Genomic DNA, 26872 nt, shown 5'->3' with positions numbered 1-26872 from the left:
TGCAGCTCCCGTGCCACTCTCGTGTTCGCGTTCCCGGTCCTAATTCGCGCTCATCGCCCAGTCTGGCTGATCCTTGAAGGTCTCGATCTCCTTGTTGATCAGCTTGCCGCCCTCCTTGGCCACTTCACGCAGATACACGTTCTGACGGATATGGCGGGTGGCCGGGTCGATCGACACCGGGCCGCGCGGGCTGACCCAGCTCATGCCCTTGACTGCGGCGATCGCCTTGTCCGGATCGCGTTTGCCGCCGGTCGCCTCGATCATCTTGTAGATCAGGCGGGCGCCGTCATAGGCCGCGACCGATGTCATCGTCACCTCGTCGAGCTTGCCGCCGCCCTTGGTGAGCTGATCGAGGAATGCCTTGTTCTCGGCCGACGGGTGCGACACCGCATAGTGATAGGTCGACAGGATGCCGATGCCGTTGTCACCGATGTTCGGCAGATCAGGCTCGGTGACGACGTCACCCGTCGACATCAGCTTGACGCCGGAGGCCTTGAGGCCGTTGTCGATGTAGGCCTTGACGAAGCCGAGCGTGGGCGGGCCGGCCGGCAGGAATGTAAAGATGGTGTCGGCGCCGGAATCCTTGATCCGCTGCATGATCGGACCGAAGTCCGTGGTGTTGAGCGGCATGCGGATCGCCTCCGCCACTGCGCCGCCCTCGGCCTCGAAGGTCTTGCGGAAGGCCGTCTCGGCATCGATGCCCGGACCATAGTCGCTGACGGCGATGGCCACCTTCTTGGAGCCGTTCTTCTTGGCGACCTTCGCCGCCGGCACCGTGTTCTGCCACATGGTGAACGACGTGCGGACGATGTAGGGGCTCTTCTCGACGATCATCGAGGTGGCGGCGTTCAGCACCACGAGCGGGGTCTTCGCCTCCTCCAGCAGCGGCGCAACTGCAAGCGCGTCCGGCGTGAAGTAGAGGCCGGCGAGGTACTGCACCTTCTCCTTGACCAGCAGTTCCTGAGCCAGCGCCTTGGACTTCGCCGGATTGGGCGATTCCTCGTCGCGGTAGACGAACTCGACCTGGTGCTCGCCGACCTTATTGCCGTGCTCGGCGACCCAGGCATCGATGCCCATCTTGAAGTTCTGGCCGAACAGCGCGTAGGGACCGGACATGGTGCCGATCACGCCGACCTTGATGACATCGGCGGATGCCGCGGTGGCGGTCAGGCCGAGGATGGCCAGGATGGAGCCCAGTCTTGCCGTTTTCTTCATGGTGTTCAGTCCCCTGTGCACGACATTAGCCTCAGAACATCTCGAAATATTCGCGCTGCTCCCATTCGGTGATCTCCGCCTGGAAGCGCTCGATTTCCGCAGTCTTGATATGGACGTAGTAGTCGACGAAGTTCGCGCCCAGCGCGTCGCGGAAGAACGGATCTTCCTGGAGCGCGAACACCGCCTCCCGCAGCGACTTCGGCAGCAGGCTCGCCTTGGTCTCATAGGGTGTGTCGGCTGATGGCCCGGGGTCGAGCCCGCGATCGACGCCGTCGAGGCCTGCGAGAATCTGCGACGCCATGTAGAGATACGGATTGGCCGCCGGCTCACCGATGCGGTTTTCCAGCCGGCTCGCCGGATCGTTAGGTCCGCCCAGCACGCGGATCATCACGCCGCGGTTGTCGCGTCCCCAGATCGCGCGGTCGGGCGCGAGCGAATAGGAGCGATAGCGCTTGTAGCCGTTGATGGTCGGGGTCGAGAACACCGCCGAGGCGCGGGCGTGATCGAGCAGGCCCGCCATGTAGGTCTTGCCGAGCGGCGACAGCACATCGGCCTCTTTCGACATGAAAGCATTCTCGCCGGTCGCGCGCGACACCAGCGACTGGTGCAAATGCCAGCCCGACGACATCACATTGGGGATGCGCGGCCGGCACATGAAGGTGGCATGATAGCCGTGGCGGCGGCAGATCTGCTTCACGGCGCTGCGGAACAGCACCATGATATCCGCCGGCGCGAGACCGACGGTCGGCTGGAACACGAACTCGCACTGGCTCGGGCCGTACTCGACCTCCATCGAGCGCAGCGGCAGGCCGAGCCCGACGACGTCGCGGCGGATCAGCTCGAGCACCGGCTCGATCAGGTCGTAGCGCTGCTCGGTCAGGTACTGATAGCCCTGCGACAGCAGGCTGACGGCCGGCGGTTCGCCCGGGAAGCCCGGCGATCCCGCATCCTTCGGCGAGAGGCGCGGGTCCTCGATCTTGAAGACATGGAATTCGACCTCGAGGCCAGCCATGAAGTCGTAGCCGCGCTGTGCCAGGCGATCAATTACTGAGCGATAAAGCCCGCGCGTCGCGAACGGCACCGGGCGGCCATCGGAGAAGTAGAGGTCGCACAGCACCCAGCCGGTGGTCGGCGCCCACGGCAGCACACGAAACGTGGTGGGGTCTGCGACCATCAGCACGTCGGCGGCGCCCTGCATCTCCTGCATGCCGAAGCCGCCGCCGGCGGTGAACACCGGAAACACCGTGCGGTGCGAGGTGTCCTTCGCCAGCATCGTGGTGGTGATGGAGCAGCCGCCTTCGAGCGAGGCCAGCGCCTCACCCGCGATCAGCGTCTTGCCGCGCAACAGACCGTGCTGGTCGGGGAACGACAGACGGATGGTATCGAGCTTGTGCTCCTCCGCGATCCGGCGCAGCCGGACCGCGGCGTCCTTCTGCTCGTCGGACCACAGATTATGCCGTGCCACAAAGCTCAACGATTGTTTCCTCCCTGACATCGCCTGATCCGGATTATTCTGCCGCTGTGATCAGATGCGTCACCTTGTCCGCAATGTCGGCCGGCACCGGTGCGGCCCAGGGCGCACCGCGCCGCCGCTTGACGTCGACCTCCATCCAGTAGGTCTCCCAGCCGCGGGTCGGACCGATACCGTCCATCGTCGCCGGTCCCTGGATGCTGCGCGCATGCGCCGCATCGAGATGCAGCAGCGGCTTGCCGCCCGCCACCGCCTTCTCGATCTCCTGCCGCAGCAGGCGGCGATACTGGATGATCGCCTTGTCGGACTGGCCGAGATGCTCGCGGGTGCGATCCTGGATCGCTCCCATCGATTCGACGGCCCATTGGTCGTGCACGTTGATGTCCAATCCCATGCCGGTATAGGTCTCGGTCGCCTGCTCGTGCGGATCGAAGCCGTAGTCGTTGGCCTTGTTCCGCCGCGACTTGTAGTCTGGAAGTTCATACAGCTCCAGCCGCTGCTCGCGCATCTTTTGCTTGTCCACCGGCTTGGTATAGCTGGTGAAGATCGCATACCAGTAACAGTGGGTGTCATCCACCGGCACATGCCACTGGGTGATGGTCATTTCCGTGCTCATCGGAATGACGAAGCCGTGCGGAAACAGCTGGTTGGTCACCCGCACATGGGTGCGCTCCGCGTCGATTTCACGCAGCGCCACGAGCCGCAGGCCGTACTCGGTACGCTCGACGTTGATGATCGGGCGGTCGTACTCGCGCAGGATGCGCGTCATCGGCAGGTCGCTGTCCGCCGAGGCACCGCGGAACTGCTTGCCATAGGACACGGCGGTGTCCTCGTCCTCGAAGAAGCGATGCAGGAACGAGGCGTGCGCAGGGTCGATCCCGACCTCCAGCGCCTGCAGCCAGTTGCACTCGATCAGGCCCTTGAAGGCGAAAGTATAGGCATCGGGCGCGACGAAGCAGTCGAGCTCGGCAAACGCCGGCGGCTCGCCCTCGCCGAGATAAGCCCAGAGGATGCCGCCCTTCTCGACCACCGGGTAGGCGCGCTGCTTGATGTTCTTGCACAGCGGCGAGTCGACCGGCTCGGCCGGGGTCTCCAGGCAGTTGCCGTCGACGTCGAACAGCCAGCCATGGAAGGCGCAGCGCAGCCCGCCGTTCTCCAGGCGGCCGAACGCGAGATCCGCGCCGCGGTGCGGGCAGTCGCGGTCCATCATGCCGTAGCGGCCGGTCTCGTCACGGAAGAGCACGAAGTTCTCGCCGAGCAGCCGCACCGCCTTGATCGGGCGCGCGCCCTCCAGCTCGTCGACCAGCGCCGCCGGCTGCCAGTACAGCCGCATCAGCTTGCCGGCGGGATCCTTGGGACCGACGCGGGTGATCAGATCATTCTGTTCCTGGCTCATCATGGCTGGCGCCTCCCGATGCGGTCCCGATGGCCGCGTTGTGAGAAAACAGTCTGTTCGTCTATCGAACTTTTGTCCGATTTTAACCGCCTTGCGGCGGAATGCAAGTCCCTTAGAACTGCTCGAAAGACGGGCGAGCGCGCATAATTGTTGTGCAGTGCGATCGTTTCGCGGCAGCTGGTCTACTCGATCAGCCATCTTGCTCTGTTCTTAGAATGAACATACGTTCGAACAACGAACCAAATTGGAGGAGCAGATGCCGCAGATCCGCTTTGTGCAGCCGTCCGGCGCGGCTGAAGTTGTCGACGTCCCCGCCGGGACCAGTGTGATGCTGGCGGCGATCCGCAATGGCGTGCGCGGTATCGAGGCCGAATGCGGCGGCTGTCTCGACTGCGCGACCTGCCATGTCTACGTCGACGAAGCCTCGCTGGCGGCGCTGCCGCCACTGGGCGACCAGGAGGAGGCCGTGCTCGCCGCGGTCGCCGCCGAGCGGCGCCCGACCAGCCGGCTCGGCTGCCAGGTGATCGCGCCGGCCGGCACGATGACGCTCACCGTGCATGTGCCGGAGCGCCAGCTGTGAGCGGCCTTCTGATCATCGGCGCCTCCTATGCCGGCGTGCAGGCGGCGCTTGCCGCGCGCGACGACGGCTATGCCGCCCCCATCCGCATCGTTGCCGACGAGACCGCGCTGCCCTACCAGCGGCCGCCGCTGTCGAAGGCGTTCCTGCTCGGCACCGCCTCCGAAGACAGCCTGATCCTGCGCGACGACAAATTCTTCCGCGACCGCGGCATCGACCTCGTGCTCGGCCATGCCGCCACTGCCATCGACCGCCACGCCCACACGATCGCGCTCGCGAATGGCGACCGACTGCCCTTCGACAAGCTCATCATCGCCACCGGTTCGCGCGCGCGGCGTCTCGACGTGCCCGGCGCCGATCTGCCCGGCGTGCTCACTCTGCGCACGCTCAGCGATGCCCATCACCTCAAGGCCGAGCTCGGTGCCCTCTCCCGCCTTGTCGTGATCGGCGGCGGTTTCATCGGCCTCGAGGTCGCCGCCTCCGCGAGCAAGCTAGGCAAGTCGGCTGTCGTGATCGAGGCGGCGCCGCGGCTGCTCGGCCGCGCGGTGTCGCCGGCGGTGTCGCAGGCGCTGCTCGACCTGCATCGTCGCCACGGCGTCGACATCCACCTCGACGACAGCGTGGCGCGGATCGAGCGCTCCGCCAGCGGCACGCTGGTGGTGACCTGCACCAGCGGCACCCGCCTCGAGGGCGACCGCGTGCTGGTCGGCGTCGGCGGCGTGCCGAACGCCGAACTCGCCGCCGCAGCGGGCCTGCCCTGCGGCAACGGCATCGTGGTCGATGAACACGGCCGCACCGCCGATCCCGACATCTACGCGGCCGGCGACTGCAGCGACCACCACAACGCCTTCATTGGCCGGCGCATCCGGCTCGAATCGGTGCAGCACGCCCAGGACCAGGGCAAGACGGTCGGCTCGGCGATCGCCGGCCGGCCCGCGCCCTATGCCAGCGTGCCACGGTTCTGGTCGGACCAGTACGACGCCAAGCTGCAGATCGTCGGCCTGTCCGACGGCGCCGATCTCCACGTGATTCGCGGCCGCCCCGCGGATGGCGCGTTCTCGGTGCTCGCCTATCGCGACAAGCGCCTCGTCGCTGTTGACAGCATCAACCGCCCCGGCGAGCAACTGCTCGCCCGCCGCCTGATCGCCGCCGGCGTCTCGCCGACACCGGCACAGGCCGCCGATCCCGCCTTCGACCTCAAGGCCCTGCTCGCGGGACCTGCGGCAGAGGGTGCGCGGGCATGAAAAATATGCTCCCGTCCACGAGTGTGGTGGATCTGACATTCGCTTCAGCATAGCCGCGGGTCCTTCAAGCGAATGTCAGACCCCCAACCACACTCGAATCTTATATTTTCTAGTGTCCCTTTGGTTCTAACATTCGCAAAAGAGCCTGCCGCAAAGTGATGCGAATGTTAGAACCGGGACACGAGGGACGCGAATCTCCGCCCCGGGACGGACAGGCGAGCAATGCCCAGAGTGAAGCGGACGGCCGCGGAAGAAGACGCACGGCGCGAAGGCCCGGAGTTCATCGAGAGCCTCGACCGCGGCCTGCGCGTGCTGCAGCTGTTCGGTGCCGACCACCGGCCGATGACGCTGAGCGACATCGCCAAGGCCGCGAATCTTCCCCGCGCCACCGCCCGCCGCATCCTGATCACGCTGGAAAGGGGCGGCTTCGTCGCCGGCGACGGCAAGCTGTTCTCGCTGACGCCGAAAGTGCTGGCGCTGGCGTCCGCCTTTCTGTCGTCGAGCCAGACGGTCGCGGTGATGCAGCCGATGATCGACCGCGTCGCATCCGAGACCAAGGAGGTGTGCTCGCTCGCCATCCTCGACGGCGACGAAGCGATCTTCATCGCCCGCGCGAGCCCGGCGCGGGTGTTCTCCGCCGGCATCGACATCGGCTACCGCCTGCCGTCGTTCTGCACCTCGGTCGGCCGCGCCCTGCTCGGCCGGCTCAGCAACGAGGAGCTCAGCGCTGCGATCGCGCGCATGCCGCTGAAGGCGCAGACGCCGTTCACGGTGCTCGACAGGGACGTGCTGCTCGCCACCATCATCACTGACCGCAGCAAGGGCTACTCGCTGGTCGACCAGGAAGCCGAGGACGGCTTCCGCTCCATCGCCGTGCCGGTGCACCGCTATGACGGCCTGATCGTCGCCGCGATCAATGTCGGCGCCCATGTCGATCGCATCTCCACCGGCGAGATGATCGACCGCTTCCTGCCGCCGCTGAAGGCCGCCGCCGCCGCGGCGCAGCCGCTGCTGTTCTGAGCGGGTGGTTTCAAAGCCACTGGCGGACCATTCCCCTCTCCACCCTCCGCGTCATGTGCGGGCTTGACCCGCGCATCCAGCTTCCTTCCAACCGCATACGACCACCGCAAGCTGGATCACCGGGTCTCGACGCTGCGCGTCGGCCCGGTGATGACGCAACAAAATACGGCCGCCGCCGAAAATGACGCCGTGTCAGCGACGAACGCCCTCTCCCGCACCGCACCGTGGCACCCGCATGGGGGCATTCGCAAAGCGCTGATGTGTTTCGCACACGGATCGGGCTCCATGTCCGCATGGATGATCGCACCACCATGGCCCGCCCGGCCGACCGGCTGACCCGCACCACCATGATCGCGCTCGCGGTGCTGGCGCTGTGCTTCGTGCTGTCGGTGCTCGGGCGCGGGCTCGGCGAGAGTTTCACCGTGTTCCTGCTGCCGATCTCCGACAGCTTCGGCTGGGATCGCGGCCAGGTGATCTCGATCTACTCGCTGGCGGCGCTGACCGGCGGGCTGGTCGGGCCGTTCGTCGGCCGGCTGTTCGACCGCTCAGGTCCCCGCGCGACCTATGCGCTCGGCCTCGCGGCGCTCGGCGGCGCCTTCCTGGTCGCGGCGCATGGCGAGAAGCTCTGGCAATTCCAGCTCAGCCTCGGGCTCTGCGTCGGCCTCGGCATCGCCAGCATCGGCAACGTGCCGAACTCGATCCTGCTCGGCCGCTGGTTCGGCAGGGGCCTGCCGACGGCGATGTCCGTGGTCTATTCCGCCACCGGCGCCGGCGTGCTGGTGATGCTGCCGCTGTCGCAGTTGCTGATCGATCACATCGGCTGGCGCGGCGCCTATCGCTGCTATGGCGTCGCCATGCTGGTGCTGCTGGTGCCGCTGCTGCTGCTGCCGTGGCGGCGGCTCGCCGCCGGCTCCGCCGAGGTGGTGCGGCCGGCCGCGGACACTGCGCATGACGACGACCACTGGACGCTGCCGGGCGCAATGCGCCACCACGCTTTCTGGGCGCTGTTCGCGACCTTCTTCTTCACCGCGGTCGGCATGTTCGCGATCTCCGCACAGGTGGTGGCGTATCTGGTCGATGCCGGCTTCCCGCCGCTGCTGGCCGCCACGGCCTGGGGTTTTTCCGGCGTGGTGCTGCTGTTCGGCATGCTCTCGATCACCTGGCTCGACGGCGTCATCGGCCGCCGCCGCTCAGTGCTGTTCAGCTATGCGCTGTCGATCACCGGCATCGGCATGCTGTGGCTGTTGAAGAGCTATCCCAACGTCTGGCTGCTCACGGGTTTCGTCGTCTGCTTCGGCAGCATGATCGGCTCGCGCGGCCCGCTGATCACCGCGACCGCCATGAAGATCTTCCGCGGCCGCCGCGTCGGCACCATCTACGGCACCATCTCGATCGGCAGCGGCCTCGGCGCGGCCATGGGCTCATGGTGCGGCGGCCTGATCCACGACTTCACCGGCAGCTACGACGCGCTGCTGGCGTTCGCCCTCGTCGCCGTCGTGCTCGGCATGCTGCCGTTCCTGGTGGTGCCGGCGTTGCGGTGAGTGAGCGGCGTACGTTCCACCACTGCGTCATGGCCGGACCTGATCCGGCCAGCCAGCTTGTCCACCACATGACGCACGTCAGTCGAAGCTGGATCACCGGGTCTCGACGCTGCGCGCCGGCCCGGTGATGACGCGGAGAGGAGGCACGCGCCCACACCCTCTCCTCATCCAGAGGAGCCCGCGTAGCGGACGTCTCGAAGGATGAGGCCACGGCGCCGCTCCCCGGTGCAGCCCTGCGGCAAACGCCCCGGCCTCGTGGTTCGAGACGCGGCCCGATGGGCCGCTCCTCACCAGGGGGGGAGAACTGTGGCCGGATGAGCGAAAACGACATCCGGGTGCCTCAGCACATGGAATGCCCCAGCACACGGAGACGTGAAGGTCCGCCCCGCACCGTCCGGCGCCTTTCGCTCATGTCCGAAAAAACCGGGAATAAACCCCGCTATCTCCGAGTCTCCCCTTCCGAGCAGCACGCAAATGCCTGCCCTCAAGGAGACTGCCATGGCCAAGACCCCCCTTCTCGACCCCGAACATCCCATCGACCGCCGCCATGCCCTGGAATGCATGGTCTGGGCCGGTACTGGCGTGCTGTGGACCCTCAGCGGCGGGATTCCGCGCTCGGTCGGCCTGATCGGCGAGGCCCGCGCGGCGGAGCCGGTCAAGGGCTTCACTTTCCTGCAGATGAGCGACAGTCATATCGGCTTCGACAAGGCCGCCAATCCCGATGCGCTGGGAACGCTGCGCGAGGCGGTGGCCAAGGTCAAGGCGATGCAGGCCAAGCCGTCCTTCATCATCCACACCGGCGACATCACCCATCTCTCCAAGCCGGGCGAATTCGACAACGCCGACAAGGTGTTCAGCGAGACGGGCGTTCAGATCCACTACGTTCCCGGCGAGCATGACATCATCGACGAGGATCGCGGCAAGGCCTATCTCGAGCGCTATGGCAAGGGCAGCAAGGGTGCCGGCTGGTATTCCTTCGACGACCACGGCGTGCACTTCATCGGCCTTGTCAATGTCGTCGATCTCAAGGGCGGCGGCCTCGGCAATCTCGGCGAGGAGCAGCTTGCCTGGCTCGAAGCCGATCTGAAAGACCGCTCCAACAGCACCCCGATCGTGGTGTTCGCGCACATCCCGCTGCAGGTGATCTACGAGCAGTGGGGCTGGGGCACCCAGGACGGCACGCGCGTGCTGATGATGCTCAAGCGCTTCGGCTCGGTCACCATCCTCAATGGCCATATCCACCAGCTCGCCCAGAAGGTGGAAGGCAACATCACGTTCCACACCGCGATGTCGACCGCGTTTCCGCAGCCGGCGCCGGGGGCGGCGCCGTCACCCGGCCCGATGGTGGTGCCGGCCGAGCGGCTGCGCGCGATGCTCGGGCTGTCGAGCGTGACCGTGACACAGGGCGACAAACCGCTGGCCTTCATCGATACGACGCTGGCCGGCTGATCAGGAGACCACACCATGCGTGCCTTGTTCGGCCGCCTCGCTGGGCGCCGCGCTCTCATCCTCGCCACCCTGTCGGGCCCGCTCGTGGGCGTGGCGCTGGCGCTTACCCTGGCGTCGGCGCAGAACGCTCACAGCGCGGCGCCGGCCACCATCACCATCGACAACTTCACCTTCGGGCCGCAGCAGCTCGACATCGGCGTCGGCACCACCGTGACCTGGGTCAACCACGACGACATCCCGCACTCGGTGGTCAACGGCGGCAAGGCGTTCCGCTCCAAGGCGCTCGACACCGACGAGTCCTATTCGTTCACGTTCACGACGCCAGGCACTTTCGATTATTTCTGCGGACTGCATCCGCACATGGTCGGAAAGGTCGTGGTCAAGCCGTGAACGCCGGGACGGCCCCCCGGCTCCGTCCCGGAGCCGTCGGCACGGCGGACCTCCAGCCGCCGTGCCGATGGCCACAAAGCATGGTAGAAGCATCCGCACGCGCCTCGTATCGTTCCCTGCCAACGCCTGCGGATGCCGGTTTGACGGACAAGAGTGACCGCGATCTGTTCGACGAGGTGTTTCTGCCCAACCTGGCGGAAGCCTATCGGCTGGCGAAATGGCTGACCGGCAGCGCCGCCGATGCCGAGGACGTGGTGCAGGACGCCGCCTTGCGCGCCTTTCGCGGCATTCGCGGCTTCGGCGCCGTCAATGCGCGGGCGTGGTCGCTGACCATCGTGCGCAACGCCGCCTACAGCTGGCTGTTGAAGAACAGGTCACGCAACGTGGTGTTCACCGAGGACCTGAGCATGCCGGAACGGCAGCAGCTCGAACAGGAAGGGATCTACACGGCTGGGAATGACACCCCGGAAGCGATCGTGCTGCACAAGGCCGAAGCCGCTGAGGTGCAGCAGGCGCTGGACCGGCTGCCGGCGCCCTATCGCGAGATCATCGTGCTGCGCGAGCTGCACCAGCTCAACTATCGCGACATCGCCGAGATCGCCAGCATCCCGATCGGCACGGTGATGTCGCGCCTGTCCCGCGCCCGCAAACTGCTGATGGACGAATTGAGAGACACCGCACCATGACCAACGACGACCGCGATCACGAGGAGCTGCTGTTGCAGGCCTACTGCGACGGCGAGCTCGATCCGGCGTCGGCCGCCGACCTCGAGCGCCGCCTCGCTGCCGACGCCAGCTTGCGCGCGCGACACGACACCATCATGACGCTGCGCAAGGCCTTGCGCGCCTTGCCGCAGGACGACCTCCCGCCGCGCCTGCGCGCCGGTATCGAGGCCAAGCTCGCGGGCACGCAGAAGCCGCCCATGCGCACCTGGTCGTGGCGCGCGCTCGCCGCCTCCGCCGTGGTCGGCGCGGTGCTCGCGGGCTCCATCACCTCGTCGCTCGAGCGCTATGCCGCGCGCGAGGACGTCGCCCAGCAGATCGTCGCCGGCCATATCCGCGCCCTGCTGGCGCCGCAGCCATTCGATGTCGCCTCCTCGGACCGCCACACGGTGAAACCCTGGTTCACCACCCGCATCCCGGAATCGCCGCTGGTGGTGGACCTGAGCACGCAAGGCTTTACGCTCGCCGGAGGCCGGGTCGACGTGCTCGGCCGCACGCCCGTCGCCACCATCGTCTACCGCCATGCCGCCCATGTCGTCAGCCTGACCACGCTGCCGGCCGGGCGCAGCGTGCCCGGCGATGCCTTCGGCGGCTACAACGTGCTGAGCTGGAGCGATCCGTCGTTCACCTATGTCGCGGTATCGGACCTGCCGCACGAGGATCTGATGGCGTTCAAACAGGCGTTCGTTGCGGGAGCTGCGGCGCTGCGCTGAGCACTGAGACGCGCCGTCACGACGCCTGCGCAGCGGCGCCCCAGGGCGGTCGCACCACGGACATCGCGACCGTGCCGATTGCACCGGCCGTCACCGCGTCCCGCAGACGGGATGCCGCCCCCGGGCTCGCCGTCCGACTGTGCGGCCAGCCTAGTCTTCCCAATCGGCGGCCTTCGCAAGCGTCGCACCGACGACTTTCGTTCCTTCCAGCACTCGCCACTGATGACGAATTTAAGATCTGACATAGTTTATCTCTCCACCCCTTGCACATCGCCAGTCGGCCTTTTTCCATTCGACCTCGGCCGACGCAGCAGGCGCCACGGGCAGCAACAGAGAAATTAAAACAATCAGCACGCGCATAAATACCTTGCGCCAATCAAAACAGCAGCGAGAAAAAAATCGCCCATAGCCCTCCCCCATAGAACGGACCTCCGCGTTAGCGCTGTCACACTTGAACTCATTCACTGGAATAATTGACGGACCAACAACATTCTTGCCTCCCTGTTGCTGACACGGGACACTCATACTGAAGAGAGACCATCGCACGCTGCCATTGGCGCGCCGTCAATCTTAAAAATCCGGCCCGTCACATCGGCATTCGAGATTCGCAGCGCGTTTGAGGCAACAACTTCAGTGCCCACGATGCGAGGAAAGCTATTAGGCGCCAACGCATTCACGCGAACTCCATAACGTCCATACTCAGCAGCCATATGCATGGTCAGCATGTGTGCAGCAGCCTTGCTCGCAGCATAGAAACCTTGCCCCGTGCCCTTAAACACCTGAACACCTGAGAGACTAGTTATATTCAGTACCGACGCGAGCTGCTCTCGAACAGGTATATTCTTCCACTGAAATTGGAATAACGCTGAACAAATGACTGCAGGTGCAAAGACATGCAGCTCGAACTGCCGGCGCGCATCCTCAGCGATTATCGTCGCGTCGGTCGTTGTCCCAAGAAAGCGACTATCCCCCGCACCATTGATGACATAATGAATCTTGGCACCGAGGCCTGAAATCGCCCTAATCGTACGAACGATTTGCTCCTGATTGGTAAGATCACAGTGCACGGCACTAACGAGAGAGGGTCGAAATTTCCCACTCGCAGAATCAAAAGACAGAGATCCAACCGCCCCGCTCCGCACCAAGCAGATCGATGATCTGCCGTTCCCAGTTGTCCTGCCGCACCAGTAAGCAGCAAGGTTTTACGACCAGTAGACTGGTTCATAGTGAGGCCATTGCTGTTTTGCTTGATCAAGCGAACGATGCAACCAAAGCGTGATCGAATTGCGCTGAACTGACGTCGTGCGGAAACTGTGCCAGGAATGAGGCGTACATTCGAACAAGAACAGTGTATCGTTATGCGGGGGAACAAACACGTCCGCGAGATCTATAGACTGACGTGAGCTCAGATGGATGCCAGTCGGCCGTCGCAAGAAGCTCTCGACGACCCCTCTTCCTTCCGCAAGATATCAAGCAAGATCGCGGACCCTGCGCCCTAGACCCACAAGTCTAGAGCCCCGCCAGACTCAGAACTGAGGTAGCAGTGTCGCCTCCCTGTCAGTCGATCCGGCGCTTCCGCATCTCCGGGGCGATGAGCGCGCTGTAGCGGTGCAGAGCGAACGTGCCGCAGCCGCACCCACGAATCCGAAAGTACGCAAAGTTCACGCGCAGCTGTCATGCGCTCGCAGAAATAGTTTGCAACATTCAATCTCAGGTTGTATCGCTCTCTAGATTACAGGCTCGGCAACCTTCGCTGTTTCAGTGCACATCAAATGAGACGCCGCAATGGTGATTGCATCATGGTGCTCAATTGTTCGCCCCGTAGCGAGGCATCTCAGCGAGCGAGCCAGAACTATCGGGAATGCCGAACTACGCCCGTCCTTTAAATTCTTGAGGCGAGCGATACCACCTCGCCTCGCAAACCTCTCCCGAGAAATCACCTCGCGTACTTCGCTAATGGCGCTTGGCGTTTCAACTCCCGAACCGCGTCACGTGCCCGAATGTTTTTTCCCCCACAATGTGAGCGTCCCCAAGCAACGACGAGACGGAGGCATAACGGCCAACACAACCAGATAACCGCACAGACGAAAGCCCGCCAATTCTGTTTCCACGATACTGCAATCTCGCTGCCACAGGAGTTCTACTGTGACCATCAAGACATTTCGGATTGACTATCATCGTGACGGTTATCAACTCGACGGAAAGACACGAGCGAAATACATGTCGGGTCCAAAGACCGGACAGTACATCATCGATTTCGACGCCGGCAGCGGTGGCGCATATGGCGGCTCCATTGCGCTCGGAAACGGGATTTTCCTGACAGCCTCACATCTGTTTGATTCAGTTCGGCAAGGCGACTCCGGCCAGAAAGTCCGATTTATAGGCTACGGAATGACCGTCGCTGGTACCGCAGATGGGCAAGTGAAAAACCTCGAAGGCTGGGACCCGATAGCCGCGTTCAACAACGTAGGGACAAACAAGCCGCTCAACGATCTTGCGGAACTTAAGTCATCAGCTCCCGTCGCAAATAGCGACGTGAGTCCTGTGATAATGTTCGCCGATCAAAGCAGCGTGACACGAGTTCTTTCCGGCAAGACCATCAACAACGGCGGACTGATAACGCAAAACAGCGGCACCTTTATTGGCGCTCCAGTCTCCGGCCAATTCTCCGTCAACCTGGCCACAGCGGACCACGACAGCGGCGGTCCGGCAACTATTAACATTGCCGGGACCCAGTATGTTGCGGGTATTCTGTCAACAGGAGCTGTTGACGCGACCGGCGCGAATGTGCCTCCCAGTGTCTATAGCTATCTGAATCCGACTTCCTTCTACACAGTGATGAATGATGTCGCTAATGGCGGCAGCCAAGATTTCTCGAAGGTCCCACCAGACCTTATATATGGCGGAAGCGACAAGGAGTATATTCGAGGCACAGTACGCAGATCGAATATCATCCTGAATGGTAGCAACGATGTCATTCTCGCGGGCGGCACGGGCGACATCGTCAACAGCGGAATAGGCAATCACGACGTCATCTTTGCCGCAAGTGCGGTTGGACAAAAGGATCAGGGCACCACATTCATTATTGGAACTGGAAACAGCACAATCGTTGGTGGAGGCCCCAATGATCGCGTCGCTCTTTTGGCTGATCGAATTTGGAGCCGAGGATCCGGCAAGCCCTCGCAGGCCTCTCTGCAGGCGAACTCAGATATCATCCTACTCACTGGCGGCATCGGTAACCGACCGGGTGACAAGATCGGGAGCTATGTCGTCCCGGAGCTCGGCTACTGGTATTTCGACGCATCGAGTCCGGCAACGGTGGCAGAAGCGCGCAGCGCGAACCCTCTGGATTGGCTAAAGGGTGATTTTGATTATTATGTCAGTTACGATCCGCAACGCAACTCCGATGGGACCGTAGACCTGACAGTGGAGGTCCATGCCGACGATCCAACAGCCGGAGGATCCATACTTTGGCGCGGGTCGACGGTGATCAAGAACTATCATACAGGCGATTTTGGCCTAACGTTTACAGTGGATACGAGTTACGCCGAATATCAGAAAGGCCTGATTACCGACGCACAATACTACGCGACACATTCCGCAGCCAATTCAGCATTTCTGCCATCAGCCACTCATTCGCAGTACGCAGTCGACGACACCGCCTTCGACTGGAACGGCAGAAATGCGTTCTGGGCCCCTGAAGATGTTTCGGATGCAACGATAAAGTCGGACCTAGCGACGCTGCTCACAACAACACATGCTCAAACAGGTACTGCGGCAGCTCTCGTAAAATTGGTTCAAGCGATGTCGACCTTCGACGCTAGCCCTAGCGCTTCCCTAGCGACATCAAGCTGGCCAGCAGCAGGTGATTTCGCCAGTCATCTGGCGGCCAACGCCGTATCTCACTTCGGCATAGGCCATATGGCGTAGAGAACTAGAGCGGGTCTCCGCCGTATTTGATACGCTATGATCATGAGGCTCCGCATGCGGAGCCTCAGTTTATCCAGGTCGACCGACCAACACCTCTTCCAACCGGCTTGGCCGAAAGTAAACAACGATCAAAGCAAATGTCGTTCCTCCGATGGCTGTCGCAAATTGAACGCACCTTCTTGATCGCCGGATCGTTGCTGACGTGCGGATCAACGATTTCGTGGGCACACTCACTCTCCCTCGAACGTTCCTCGATCCCTGCAATTTCTTCGCCTCGAGGAAGCTTGCGCCCCGGCATGACCAAACGCGAAGCAACACGTTTGCTTCAACGACCGGTCGAAGAATTAAGAGATAACTCTGGCACGATCTATAGCCGCCGAATCGATCGCAATTTCAAGAATGAGACCTATTTCGCGTTTTTGACGACAAGAGGCACCGTCTACTCAGTCCTTTTTTACAAATGGACCCGAAATCCGAGCGAGCGACGATCGCTGGAGCGGTTATTTGCAAAGACTGCGTCGTTGTACGGCGCGACAGTGATAAGCGATCGCGAAACACCGGAAGTCATGATCGCGCGGACCGTCTTTCGACAGCGGTATTCAGTTGAGGTCATTCTCGGGTGCAACAGGACTGAACTCACGGTCAGGATATCGGACTATCTGCTGCAACCAAGGGATGATCGATCAGCCACGCATTTAGCCCGAATGCCTGTTGGCTCATGTTTTTTCTAGCTGGGCTCTCAAATCAACGAAGTATTTTTTTCTAACCTGCTCATTCCTAGGACGCGCTTTATCGCTCACCGCACCTCTTCAAACCCCGCCAGCGTCGCAGCGAGGTTGGCCCCCAGCACGTCCGAGAGATAGCCGCCCTCCTGCACCAGCACGGTCGGCAGGCCGAGGCGAGCGAGGGCGGCGCCGATGCGGCGGAAGCCGTCGGTGGTGACGGCAAGGCCCGCGAGCGGATCGTGCACCGAGGCGTCGAGGCCGAGCGCGACCACCAGCGCACCGGGCGCGAATGCGCGAATGGTCTTCACAGCTTCCGCCAACGCCACGAGATAGTCGTCGTCGCCGGTGCCGCGCGGCAGCGGGATGTTGTGGTTGGCGCCGAGCCCGGCGCCGGCGCCGCGCTCATGGGCATGCCCCCACACGAACGGATAGAAGAACGTCGGGTCGGCGTGGATCGACACGGTGAGCACATCGGCACGTTCATAGAAGATGCCCTGGGTGCCGTTGCCATGGTGCACGTCGACATCGAGGATCGCGACCCGCGCATGGCGCTGCCGCAGATGCATGGCGGCGATGGCGCTGTTGTTGAGAAAGCAGAACCCGCCGGCCATGTCGCGGAAGGCATGATGGCCCGGGGGACGGCACAGCGCGTAAGCCGCATCCTCGCCGTCCAGCACCAGCTGCGCCGCGGTGGCCGCGACATCGCCGGCGGCGCAGGCGCCGGCCCAGGTGCCCGGTCCGATCGGGCACGCGGTATCAGCCGTGTGCCAGCCGAGCCGGCCGACAATGTGCGTCGGATAGGTCGCGCCATGACGCACCGGATGGATATTGGCGATCATCTCCGGGCCGGCGTCGCCGAGCGCCACCCAGGCGTCCCAGGCTTCCGCCAGGAAGCGCAGATAGTCCGGGCTGTGCACCTGCGCCCGCGGCCCCCCGCCGAACGCGGTCGGCACCACCAGGGCGTGCCCGCCGGCCTTCAGCCCGGCGAGCAGGCGATCGGCGCGCTCCGGCTGCTCGGTGGTGCGGGTGACGACGCCGCGCACCAGGAAGAATTGCGGGTCGTGGCTGCGATGCTGCTCGGAATAGACGGCCTTCACGCGGATGGTCTCCCTCGGCTGAGGGGAACTCTATAGCCTAACGTGCGGCTCGGCGTCAGCCGGCTCGCCCCACGCGCCTATTGCGCCAGCCGCTGCCGCAGGGCGCTGGCGGTCTCGCCGAGCTCCTGCGCGGTTGCCTGCGGCGGCATGGCAAAGCTGTCCAGGCCATTGCGAAGATAGGCCGCCGACGTCACATCGTGGGGCTGATGCACCGGAATGACATGGGCGTGAACATGCGCGACATGGATGCCGGTATAGGCCATCGCAACACGCTCGACCTGGTAGAGCGCCTTCATCTCGCGGGCGAGGCGCTGCGCCACCGTGGTGATCCGCGTCGCGAGGTCGACGGGCAGGTCCTCGAACCAGACATGATGCGCCCGCGGGATGATCAGGGTGTGGCCGGGCCTGACGGGATGGATATCGAGGAAGGCGAGGATGTCGTCGTCCTCGTGCACCGCATGGCAGGCCAGCTCACCGCGCGCGATCCGACAAAACAGACAATTTTCGCCACTCATCGTTCCACCCCGACCTGCAGGGCCGCTCACCGGACGGCGGCCGTCACCGCGCCGACTTTGCCACAGCGAACACGGCGGAGCGATGACAAACGCGGCGGAGCGGCCCGACGGCCATGCAGACCGGCGGTGGCCTGTTCCTTGCGGCCTTCCCTCATGGTGAGCAGCGGCCCAGCGGGCCGCGTCTCGAACCATGAGGCCGAGGCACGCGCTCCCTTGCAAGACCGTTCCGGGCCTCGTCCTTCGAGACGCCCGCTACGCGGGCTCCTCAGGATGAGGGTATGGGCCGTGGTGACGCGGAGATTACCAAACCATGCGGCAACGCCCGCCTCCACTCCTCATGGTGAGGAGCGGCCCAGCGGGCCGCGTCTCGAACCATGAGGCCGAGGTACGCACTCCCTCGCAAGACCGTTCCGGGCCTCATCCTTCGAGACGCCCGCCACGCGGGCTCCTCAGGATGAGGGTATGGGCCGTGGTGACGCGGAGATCACCAAACCATGCGGCAACGCCCGCCTCCACTCCTCATGGTGAGGAGCGGCCCAGCGGGCCGCGTCTCGAACCATGAGGCCGAGGCACGCGCTCCCTCGCAAGACCGTTCCGGGCCTCATCCTTCGAGACGCAGGCTGCGCCTGCTCCTCTGGATGAGGGGAAGAGCCCTGGAAGCGCCGTGCCCATCCTCAGCTGTTCGCGCCATTGATCGCGTCGATCACGGCGGCGGTGACGTCGGTGGTGCGGGCGTGGCCGCCGAGGTCGGGGGTGTGGAAGCGCGCGTCGCCGGTGACCCGTTCGATCGCGGCCATCAGGCGGCGGGCGGCGGCCGCTTCGCCGAGGTGGTCGAGCAGCATCACGGACGACCAGAACGTGCCGATCGGGTTGGCGATGCCCTTGCCGGTGATGTCGAACGCCGAGCCGTGGATCGGCTCGAACATCGACGGGAAGGTGCGCTCGGGGTTGAGGTTGGCGGTCGGCGCGATGCCGAGCGAGCCGGCAAGCGCCGCCGCGAGATCCGACAGGATATCGGCATGCAGGTTGGTGGCAACGATGGTGTCGAGCGTCTGCGGCTTCATCACCATGCGCACGGTCATGGCGTCGACCAGCATCTTGTCCCAGGTCACGTCGGGGAATTCGGCGGCGACCGTGGTCGCGATCTCGTCCCACATCACCATGGCATGGCGCTGGGCATTCGACTTGGTGACGACGGTGAGCAGCTTGCGCGGCCGCGACTGCGCGAGGCGGAAGGCGAAGCGCATGATGCGCTCGACGCCGGCGCGGGTGAACATCGAGACGTCGGTCGCCGCCTCGATCGGCAGGCCCTGGTGGACGCGGCCGCCGACGCCGGCATACTCGCCTTCCGAATTTTCGCGGACGATGACCCAGTCGAGCTCATTGCCTTCGACGCCACGGAGCGGCGACGTGATACCGGGCAGGATGCGGGTCGGCCGCACATTGGCGTACTGGTCGAACGGCTGACAGATGGCGAGCCGCAGGCCCCACAGCGTGACATGATCGGGAATATCCGGATGCCCCGCCGAGCCGAACAGGATGGCGTCGTGGTGGCGGATGAGGTCGCGCCCGTTCGCCGGCATCATGCGGCCGTGCGTCTTGTAGTACTCGCCGCCCCAGTCGAAGGTGTCGACGGCCACAGCGAAATGGCCTTCGCGTTTCGCCAGCGCCTGCAGCACCTCGACGCCGGCGGAAATCACCTCGCCGCCGATGCCGTCACCGGGAATGGCCGCGATCTTGTAGGTCTTCATGGGTTAAGTCTCCGAACAACGGTTGAATTCAGGCCTTTTGAACCCAGGCCTTGGCCTCACCGGCAGCAAGCGATCGCACCAGCGACCGCGACAGAATGAGGGTCAGCACCGCGGACAGCACCAGCAGGCCGCCGACGAAATAGAGCCCGCCGGCATAGCTGCCGGACTGGTCCTTGATCCAGCCGATCATCGCCGGGCCAACGAAGCCGCCGAGATTGCCGATCGAGTTGATGGTCGCGATCCCGGTGGCGGCCGCGGGGCCGGCCAGGAACAGTGTCGGCATGCTCCACAGCGGCGGCTTGGCGGCGCTGATGCCGACGTTGACCAGCGTCAGCGCCGCGACCACGGCAAGCACCGTGCCGGAGAGCCCGGCGAGCATCAGCCCGAACGCGGCGACAAGGCAGGGCAACACCACATGCCAGGTGCGCTCGCCGCTGCGGTCGGAGTGCCACGACCACAGGTACATGGCGACGACGGCGACCGTCGGCGGCACCGCGTTCATGACGCCGACCTCGAGGTTGGAGAGGCCAAAGCTCTTGATGATCTGCGGCGCCCAGATGCCGAGCGTGTAGAGGCCGGCCGAGGTGCCGAAATAGACCAGCGCCAATGCCAGCACGCGGATGTCGGCGAGCCCGCGCCAGATGCTGCCGTGAGAGATGCCGGCCTTGCGCGCACGTTCCGCATTCATGGTATCAACCAGCCACGCTCGCTCGTCGGCGGCGAGCCAGCGCGCCTTCTCCGGCTTGTCGGTCATATAGCCGAGCACGACAAAGCCGAGCAGCACAGCCGGCAAGGCCTCGATGAGGAACAGCCACTGCCAGCCCTTGAGGCCACTGATGCCGTGCATCTCCAGCAGCATGCTCGACACCGGCGATCCCAGCACCACCGAGATCGGCGCCGCCGCCATGAACAGCGAGGTGACGGCGGCGCGGCGGTGCGCCGGGAACCAGTAGCTCAGGTACAGAATGATGCCGGGAAAGAAGCCGGCCTCCGCGGCGCCGAGCAGGAAGCGCAGCACATAGAAGCTGGTCGGGCTCCAGACGAATGCCATGGCGCCGGACACGAGGCCCCAGGTGATCATGACGCGCGCGATCCAGATCCGCGCGCCGACCTTGTCGAGCACGATGTTGGACGGCACTTCGAACAGGAAATAGCCCCAGAAGAAGATGCCGGCGCCGAAGCCGAACACCGCCGGCGTGAAGCCGAGGTCCTTGTTCATGGTCAGCGCCGCGAAGCCGATGTTGACGCGGTCGATATAGGCGATGAAGTAGAGCAGCATGACAAAGGGAACGATGCGCCACGACACCTTCCGCATCACGCGGCGCTCCAGCTCGTTGTCCATTTTAAAGACGTCTCCGGCCCGTCACATTTGGCTTGCGCTTATTCCGGCGCAATGACGCGCCAAGCTAAGGGCTTGCCCCGGCCAAGCTCAATCAGCGCTGGATTATATAAAATAATGATATAATCTACCGCCATCGCCCCTTGAACGATGCCGCATTCCGCCCCGATGGACCTCACCCAGCTTCGCTGCTTCATCGCCGTCGCCGACGACCTGCATTTCGGCCGCGCTGCGCGCGCCCTCGAGATGCTGCCGGCGGCGCTCGGGCGCCATGTGCGCCAGCTCGAGGAGGATCTCGGCGTTCAGCTGCTGACGCGAACCACGCGCAATGTGGCGCTGACCGAGGACGGCGCCGCGCTGCTCAATGAAGCGCGCAGCCTGATCGCCAAGGCCGACGCCATCGCGACGCGGTTTCGTCAGCGCGGCCGCCACAAGGCGCGCAAGTTGCGGCTCGGCGCCATCGATACGGCGGCGGCCGGCCTCGTACCGATGCTGCTGCACGACTTCCGCAGCCATCATCCAGAGGTGACGGTCGAGCTGGTCGAGGACAAGACCATCCGCCTGCTGCCGCGCCTCGTCTCCGGCCGCCTCGACCTCGCCCTGGTGCGCCCGCCGGAGCATCCCGCCCGCGAGCTGCAGATGTTGCCGCTGTTTCATGAGAGCGTGGTGGTGGCGGTGCCGGCGCGCCATGCGCTCGCCCGTCGCAAGTTTCTCAGTGTCAGCGCGCTGGCGGACCAGCCGCTGATCGTGCCCGACCGCCGCTCGCGCCCGCACAGCCACGACCTCACCATCAAGCTGTTCGCCCGCGCCGGGCTGCCACCGCAGATCGCGCAGATCGCCGCGGAAAAGCAGACCATTGTCAGCCTGGTCGCGGCAGGCCTCGGCATCGCACTGGTCCCGCGCTGGACCGCGCGCATGGCGGTGCCGGGCGTGCGCTATATTCCGCTGCGCGCACGCAACGCCGACGAGATCGACATCCTGCCCCTCGCCGCCGCCTGGGTGCGCGGCACCCGCGACGACACCCGCGACGCCATGCTGTCGATCCTGACCGCGCGGCTCAGCCGATATGCCAGGGAGGCGTAGAGGATGGTGGCTCAATATGTGATCCGTCATCCTGAGAGTTTGATGGTTATCGCTCCTGTCTGGGACACACTGCGCTTCCGTGTTTTTCAGCGTCCTCACCGGGCCGACGCGAAGCGTCGAGACCCGGTGATCCAGCTTAAAAAGATTCACGTCACGCCGCGAACAAGCTGGATTGCCGGGTCAAGCCCGGCAATGACGCGGTGGGTGTGGCCAGTGCCCAAAGTTAGCCGGACACGCGTGTTGCGGCACAAGGCCAGGCACGAAGACTTGACGCAAACGCGCCACGCTCGCTTTACTCCGAGACCCATCATGACGCGATCCACGTTCACATCCAGCAGCAGCCAGATCCCCATGCCCACGTCGAAAGTCCGCCCATGAGCGAAGGCCGTGTCGCTGTTCTCGGCATCTTTGTCGCCGACCTCAATTTCCTCGCCAGCCGGATGCCGGCGGTCGGGGAAACCCTGATCGGCTCCGGCTTCGCCATCGGCCCCGGCGGCAAGGGCTCGAACCAGGCGGTGGCCGCGGCACGCGCCGGCGCCGAGGTCAGCTTCATCTCGCGCCTGGCGCGCGATCCGTTCGGCGAGCTGGCGCTGACGATGTGGCGCACCGAAGGCGTCGTGCCGCGCCTGATCGAAACAACCACGCCGACCGGAGCCGCGTTCATCTACATCCATGAGAGCCGCGGCGACAACGCCGTGCTGGTGGTGCCCGGCGCCGCCGGCGAGCTCAGCGCCGCCGACGTCGATGCCGCAGCGGACGTGATCCGCGGCGCCCGCGTGTTCGTGACCCAGCTCGAGCAGCCCGTCGAGGCGGCGCACCGCGGCCTTGCGATCGCACGGCAGGCCGGCACGATTACCGTGTTCAACCCGGCGCCGGCAGGCGCGTTCGACGACGCGCTCTATGCGCTCAGCGACTATGTGGTGCCGAACGAGAGCGAGGCGCAGGCGCTGACCGGCATCGCGGTGACCGACCTCGACGGCGCCCGCCGCGCCGGCGATGCGCTGCTCGACAAGGGCGCCGGCACCGCGCTGATCACGCTCGGCGAACGCGGCGCGCTGTTCCACAGCCGCGACCGCTCGGTGCATATCCCGCCATTCAGCGCCGGCGCGGTGGTGGCGACCGTCGGCGCCGGCGACGCCTTTGTCGGCAGCTTCGCCGCGGCGCTGGCGCGCGGCACTGATCCGCTCGACGCCGCCCGCTTCGGCTCCGCCGCCGCCGGCATCTCCGTCACCCGCCCCGGAGCCGCCACCGCGATGCCGCGGCGCGACGAGACCGAGGCGCTGCTGCGATCGGCGGGGACGTCAGCGCCCCGCAGCCGCGGCGGCTAGCGCGCCACCAACAGCTTCATCATGAAATCGGTGGCGCGCGGCACGGCATCGGTGCGGGCAGCGACGTTGGCCGCAACGCCCTGGCGCTTGCGGCCGGGATCATCGAAATCGTGGGTGGCTTCGGGATAGATCGTGATCGCAATGTCACCGCCGCCGGCGCGACTGTCCTGCACCAGCGCAGCGCAGCGTTTCGTGGACACCTCCTCGTCGGCGTCGCCGCTGAACACGCGCACCGGCGCGTAGGGCTTGTAACCGGCCTCGAACGCACCGTGCAGCCCGCACGCCGGATAGAACGCGACCGCCCCGGCAAAGCCATCCTTCGGCGCGCGCCCTTGCTGGCGCAGCGTGACGTCGGCCATGGTGGCGAGCGTCGCGCTGCCGCCGTTCGACCAGCCCTGCAGCGCAACACGGCCGCCATCGATATCGGCGCGGCCACGCAGCCAGGCGAGCGCGGCATAAGCATCGAGCGGCCGCACCGTCACCTCGTTCACCGCGTCGGGGCGCTCGTCGTAAGAATGGACCGGAAAGCCGGAGGGAAAGCCGCGCGGGCCGAAACTGTCGACGAGCAGCGCCGCCATGCCGAGATCGGCCCAGTGCCAGCCCCACGCCTGATGCCGCTGCGACAGCGTGCTGGCGTCATAGCGGCCTTCGGCGAGACTGGAATATGGTCCGGCGCGGCCATGCATCATCACGATCGCCGGTGTACGCCGCGGCGCGCCGCGCGGATGAAACAGATACCCCGTGAGCTGCACGCCGCCAGGGCCGGCGAAATGCACCGTTTCCGGCCCATCCTCGGCACGGGCAGCCGAACCAGCCGCGCCCCACAGCATCATGGCCAGCATCGCCGCCCGTATTGCGCTACGCCCGAGCATGTCCGCCTCCCCAACCGACGGGCGACGATCCGACACCATCGCCTGCCGATCAGTCAATGCAGGCGGCCGCCGGGTTCAAGACCGGATACGCGTTACGGACACGGACCAAAGCCGGATGGCCGGGGCGAGCCCGGCCAGGACGGTCCGTAGGTGGCGGCGGCACGCGCCGCCGTACGTCTCAGCCATTTACGGGATGCAGCGAACGGAAGCTGATGGCGATCCGGTTCCAGGCGTTGATGGTGGCGACCAGCATGGTCAGCTTGACGGTCTCGACCTCGGAGAACACAGCGCGGACCTGCGCGTAGACGTCGTCGGGCACATGGGTGTGCGACACCAGCGTCACCGCCTCGGCCCAGGCCAACGCCGCTCGCTCGCGGTCGGTGTACAGCGGCGACTCGCGCCAGGCGTCGAGCAGGTAGATGCGCGCCTCGGTCTCGCCCTTGGCGCGGGCATCGTGGGTGTGCATGTGGATGCAGTAGGCGCAGCCGTTGATCTGTGATGCGCGGATCTTGACCAGCTCGATCAGCGACGGCTCAAGACCGCTCGCCTTGACGCTGGCCTCGAGGTCGATCATCGGCTTCATGGTCTCAGGAGCGAGCTGGTAGGGATTCAGGCGCGGCTGCATGACGGATGTCCCTCGGCTGTGGATGCGTGGATTTATTTCGCATGTGAAATAGAAACATCCCACTGTTTGATCAAGCCCACGCCAGAAATATTCTTGAGCATTCTCTGAATATTCCAGGCCTTTCGCCGTCGCATTGATGTCATCATTCCTCTAGTGCCCGCCGCCGCCGGATAATTGAGCCGGCGGCTTCAGCAGCAGGGCCGCGACCATCGCGATCACCAGCCCGAGGCCGAGCAGATAAAAGGTGTCGCTGAACGCCATGATGTTGGCCTGCTGGCGCACCTTCAAGGCGACCGCGACAACCGCCTTGTGCTGGGCGGTGGCGAGGTCGGACACGCCGTGGCTGAGGAAATAGTTGGTCAGCCCGGCGAGCCGCGCCCGTGTCGCCTCGCCGAGCAGCGACACCGGCTGGCTGAGGATGTTGGAGTGAAACTGCTCGCGCTTGGTCTGGAATGTCTGCAGCATGGCGATGCCAATGGCGCCACCGAGATTGCGCATCATGTTGAACAGCGCCGAGGCCGAACCGGCATTCTCCGGCTCGATGCCCGAGGTCGCCACCGCCGACAACGGCGCAAAGCACATGGCCTGCCCGACCGCACGCACGATGTTCGGCCACAGCAACTGGTCGGCGGCGTAGTCGACCGTCATGTAGATGTTCATGAAGTTGCTGACGGCGAACAACAGGAGGCCGGTCGCGATCAGGAGGCGGACGTCGATCAGCTTCATCAGCCGCGGCACCAGCGGGATCAGCACCAGCTGCGGCAGGCCCGTCCAGGCCAGCACGAAGCCGATCTGCTCGGAATTGTAGCCCTGGATGCGGGAGAGATAGAGCGGCAGGACGAACACCGAGCCGTACAGCGCGACGCCGAGCAGGAAGTTGGCGAGCACGCCAAAGCCGAAATTGCGGCGTAGCAGCAGCCGCAGATTGAGCAGCGGGCGATCGCTGCGCAGTTCGACGATCACGAACAGCGTCAACGCGACCGCGGCGATGATCGACAGCCGCACGATGAAGGTCGAGCCGAACCAGTCCTCCTTGTTGCCCTCCTCCAGCACGGTCTGCAATGCCGCAAGGCCGATCGCCATGGTGGCGATGCCCGGCCAGTCGCCCTGGCGCAGCAACTGCAGCTGCATCGGCTTGGCGTCGAGCGAGGCCCACAGCATACCGACCATGATCGCGCCCGGCACGAGGTTGACGTAGAAGATATACTGCCAGCCCCAGTTCTCGGTGAGATAGCCGCCGATGGTCGGGCCAATCGCGGGTGCGAAGGTCGCGGAGATGGCGAACAGCGCAAGCCCGATCGGCTGCTTGGACTTGGGCAGCAGCGTGATGATGATGGTGAAGGCCATCGGGATCAGGACGCCGCCGCAAAATCCCTGCACCGCGCGCAGTGCGATCATCTGCGGCAGGGTCTGCGCCAGCGCGCAGGCCGCGGAGAACACCAGGAACAGGATGGCGTTGGTGAGCAGGTAGATCCGCACCGAGAACGCCTTCGCCAGCCACGCCGACAACGGAATGACGACGATCTCGGCGATCAGGTAGGAGGTCGAGATCCAGCCGCCGTCGTCGATGCCGGCACCGATCGCGCCCTGGATATCGGCGAGCGAGGCGTTGACGATCTGGATGTTGAGCACCGCCATGAACGCGCCGAGGGTGGAGCCGGCGACCGCGGTCCACGTCTTCAGCGCGCCCGGCGCGGCCGGCGCTGACGACGCGCCGGGCGATGTGAGTGTGAGCGTGGACATGGCGAACTCCATCGGTGTTTTGCCGCGACCATGCCGCAGCGTCGTCGTCGCGATAATCCGAGAAAGACGGGAAGGATCATTGCGCGACGGTTGAAGGTCAGGGGCCTGCATCCTTCGAGACGCCCG

General features: G+C 64.8%; 22 protein-coding genes. 11 read left to right on the top strand and 11 right to left on the bottom strand.

Annotated features, from left to right (window positions below; translation table 11 throughout):
- Positions 1–39: 39 nt before the first annotated feature.
- From AB4Z37_RS16370 to AB4Z37_RS16360, 3 genes are read right to left on the bottom strand one after another with little or no spacing between them, the layout of a single operon-like run.
- Positions 40–1215: an ABC transporter substrate-binding protein gene (locus tag AB4Z37_RS16370; protein ID WP_441517793.1), complete on the bottom strand. Its 1176-nt coding sequence runs from the start codon at positions 1213–1215 to the stop codon at positions 40–42.
- A 31-nt stretch (positions 1216–1246) separates the two neighbouring features.
- Entirely contained in the window at positions 1247–2689 is a 1443-nt protein-coding gene (locus AB4Z37_RS16365) for a glutamine synthetase family protein (protein ID WP_441517792.1), read from the bottom strand.
- Positions 2690–2723: 34 nt separating this feature from the next.
- Positions 2724–4085 carry an aromatic ring-hydroxylating dioxygenase subunit alpha gene (locus AB4Z37_RS16360; RefSeq protein ID WP_441517791.1) on the bottom strand — a complete coding sequence of 454 codons (1362 nt, stop codon included), beginning with the start codon at positions 4083–4085 and terminating at the stop codon, positions 2724–2726.
- A gap of 253 nt (positions 4086–4338) precedes the next feature.
- Between AB4Z37_RS16360 and AB4Z37_RS16355 the strand changes: the two genes are divergently transcribed.
- The 8 genes from AB4Z37_RS16355 to AB4Z37_RS16320 all read left to right on the top strand — a co-directional run bounded on the left by AB4Z37_RS16355 (position 4339) and on the right by AB4Z37_RS16320 (position 11738).
- Complete coding sequence (locus AB4Z37_RS16355) at positions 4339–4662, top strand: 2Fe-2S iron-sulfur cluster-binding protein (RefSeq protein ID WP_441517790.1); 324 nt, start codon at positions 4339–4341, stop codon at positions 4660–4662.
- Positions 4659–5903: an NAD(P)/FAD-dependent oxidoreductase gene (locus AB4Z37_RS16350; protein WP_441517789.1), complete on the top strand. Its 1245-nt coding sequence runs from the start codon at positions 4659–4661 to the stop codon at positions 5901–5903. The genes AB4Z37_RS16355 and AB4Z37_RS16350 overlap by 4 nt, the downstream gene beginning before the upstream one ends.
- Positions 5904–6125: 222 nt before the next feature.
- Complete coding sequence (locus AB4Z37_RS16345; RefSeq protein ID WP_441517788.1) at positions 6126–6923, top strand: IclR family transcriptional regulator domain-containing protein; 798 nt, start codon at positions 6126–6128, stop codon at positions 6921–6923.
- A 311-nt stretch (positions 6924–7234) separates the two neighbouring features.
- Entirely contained in the window at positions 7235–8464 is a 1230-nt protein-coding gene (locus AB4Z37_RS16340) for an MFS transporter (RefSeq protein WP_441517819.1), read from the top strand.
- Positions 8465–8962: 498 nt separating this feature from the next.
- Positions 8963–9913, top strand: a complete 951-nt coding sequence (locus tag AB4Z37_RS16335) for a metallophosphoesterase family protein (RefSeq protein WP_441517787.1) — start codon at positions 8963–8965, stop codon at positions 9911–9913.
- Between the two features lie 15 nt (positions 9914–9928).
- A complete protein-coding gene (locus AB4Z37_RS16330; RefSeq protein ID WP_441517786.1) occupies positions 9929–10303 on the top strand; it encodes a cupredoxin domain-containing protein in 375 nt (124 codons plus the stop codon).
- Between the two features lie 140 nt (positions 10304–10443).
- Positions 10444–10989, top strand: coding sequence for a sigma-70 family RNA polymerase sigma factor (locus AB4Z37_RS16325; RefSeq protein ID WP_441517785.1), 546 nt, complete (start codon positions 10444–10446; stop codon positions 10987–10989).
- Positions 10986–11738, top strand: a complete 753-nt coding sequence (locus AB4Z37_RS16320) for an anti-sigma factor family protein (RefSeq protein WP_441517784.1) — start codon at positions 10986–10988, stop codon at positions 11736–11738. The genes AB4Z37_RS16325 and AB4Z37_RS16320 overlap by 4 nt, the downstream gene beginning before the upstream one ends.
- Before the next feature lie 521 nt (positions 11739–12259).
- Here the strand turns inward: AB4Z37_RS16320 and AB4Z37_RS16315 are convergent.
- On the bottom strand, positions 12260–12805 hold the full coding sequence (locus tag AB4Z37_RS16315) for an SDR family oxidoreductase (RefSeq protein ID WP_441517783.1): 546 nt from the start codon (positions 12803–12805) through the stop codon (positions 12260–12262).
- A 1078-nt stretch (positions 12806–13883) separates the two neighbouring features.
- On the opposite strand from AB4Z37_RS16315, the gene AB4Z37_RS16310 reads away from it, so the two are divergent.
- Entirely contained in the window at positions 13884–15668 is a 1785-nt protein-coding gene (locus AB4Z37_RS16310; RefSeq protein ID WP_441517782.1) for a trypsin-like serine protease, read from the top strand.
- Positions 15669–16464: 796 nt separating this feature from the next.
- On the opposite strand, the gene AB4Z37_RS16305 is transcribed toward AB4Z37_RS16310, so the two are convergent.
- From AB4Z37_RS16305 to AB4Z37_RS16290, 4 genes are all read right to left on the bottom strand, one after another.
- On the bottom strand, positions 16465–17490 hold the full coding sequence (locus tag AB4Z37_RS16305) for a histone deacetylase family protein (protein WP_441517781.1): 1026 nt from the start codon (positions 17488–17490) through the stop codon (positions 16465–16467).
- 77 nt (positions 17491–17567) lie between these two features.
- Positions 17568–18005: an HIT family protein gene (locus AB4Z37_RS16300; RefSeq protein WP_441517780.1), complete on the bottom strand. Its 438-nt coding sequence runs from the start codon at positions 18003–18005 to the stop codon at positions 17568–17570.
- 674 nt (positions 18006–18679) lie between these two features.
- The gene (locus AB4Z37_RS16295; protein WP_441517779.1) at positions 18680–19756 is read right to left on the bottom strand and encodes a tartrate dehydrogenase; all 1077 of its coding nucleotides are present in this window, start codon (positions 19754–19756) and stop codon (positions 18680–18682) included.
- A gap of 28 nt (positions 19757–19784) precedes the next feature.
- The gene (locus AB4Z37_RS16290) at positions 19785–21098 is read right to left on the bottom strand and encodes an MFS transporter (RefSeq protein ID WP_441517778.1); all 1314 of its coding nucleotides are present in this window, start codon (positions 21096–21098) and stop codon (positions 19785–19787) included.
- Between the two features lie 165 nt (positions 21099–21263).
- Between AB4Z37_RS16290 and AB4Z37_RS16285 the strand changes: the two genes are divergently transcribed.
- Both AB4Z37_RS16285 and AB4Z37_RS16280 read left to right on the top strand, forming a co-directional pair.
- Complete coding sequence (locus tag AB4Z37_RS16285; RefSeq protein ID WP_441517777.1) at positions 21264–22178, top strand: LysR family transcriptional regulator; 915 nt, start codon at positions 21264–21266, stop codon at positions 22176–22178.
- 374 nt (positions 22179–22552) lie between these two features.
- On the top strand, positions 22553–23506 hold the full coding sequence (locus AB4Z37_RS16280) for a ribokinase (protein WP_441517776.1): 954 nt from the start codon (positions 22553–22555) through the stop codon (positions 23504–23506).
- Here the strand turns inward: AB4Z37_RS16280 and AB4Z37_RS16275 are convergent.
- From AB4Z37_RS16275 to AB4Z37_RS16265, 3 genes are all read right to left on the bottom strand, one after another.
- The gene (locus tag AB4Z37_RS16275) at positions 23503–24378 is read right to left on the bottom strand and encodes a dienelactone hydrolase family protein (RefSeq protein ID WP_441517775.1); all 876 of its coding nucleotides are present in this window, start codon (positions 24376–24378) and stop codon (positions 23503–23505) included. The two genes, AB4Z37_RS16280 and AB4Z37_RS16275, sit on opposite strands and share 4 nt — an antisense overlap.
- 178 nt (positions 24379–24556) lie before the next feature.
- Positions 24557–25003, bottom strand: coding sequence for a carboxymuconolactone decarboxylase family protein (locus AB4Z37_RS16270; protein ID WP_441517774.1), 447 nt, complete (start codon positions 25001–25003; stop codon positions 24557–24559).
- 150 nt (positions 25004–25153) lie between these two features.
- Positions 25154–26746, bottom strand: a complete 1593-nt coding sequence (locus tag AB4Z37_RS16265) for an MDR family MFS transporter (RefSeq protein ID WP_441517773.1) — start codon at positions 26744–26746, stop codon at positions 25154–25156.
- Between the last annotated feature and the right edge of the window lie 126 nt (positions 26747–26872).

Origin of the sequence: Bradyrhizobium sp. 2TAF24, assembly GCF_052115025.1 — a bacterium.
Classification (GTDB): Bacteria; Pseudomonadota; Alphaproteobacteria; order Rhizobiales; family Xanthobacteraceae; genus Bradyrhizobium_A.
The sequence above is the reverse complement of the archived record's forward strand: the minus strand, read 5'-3'. Positions and strand labels throughout refer to the sequence as shown.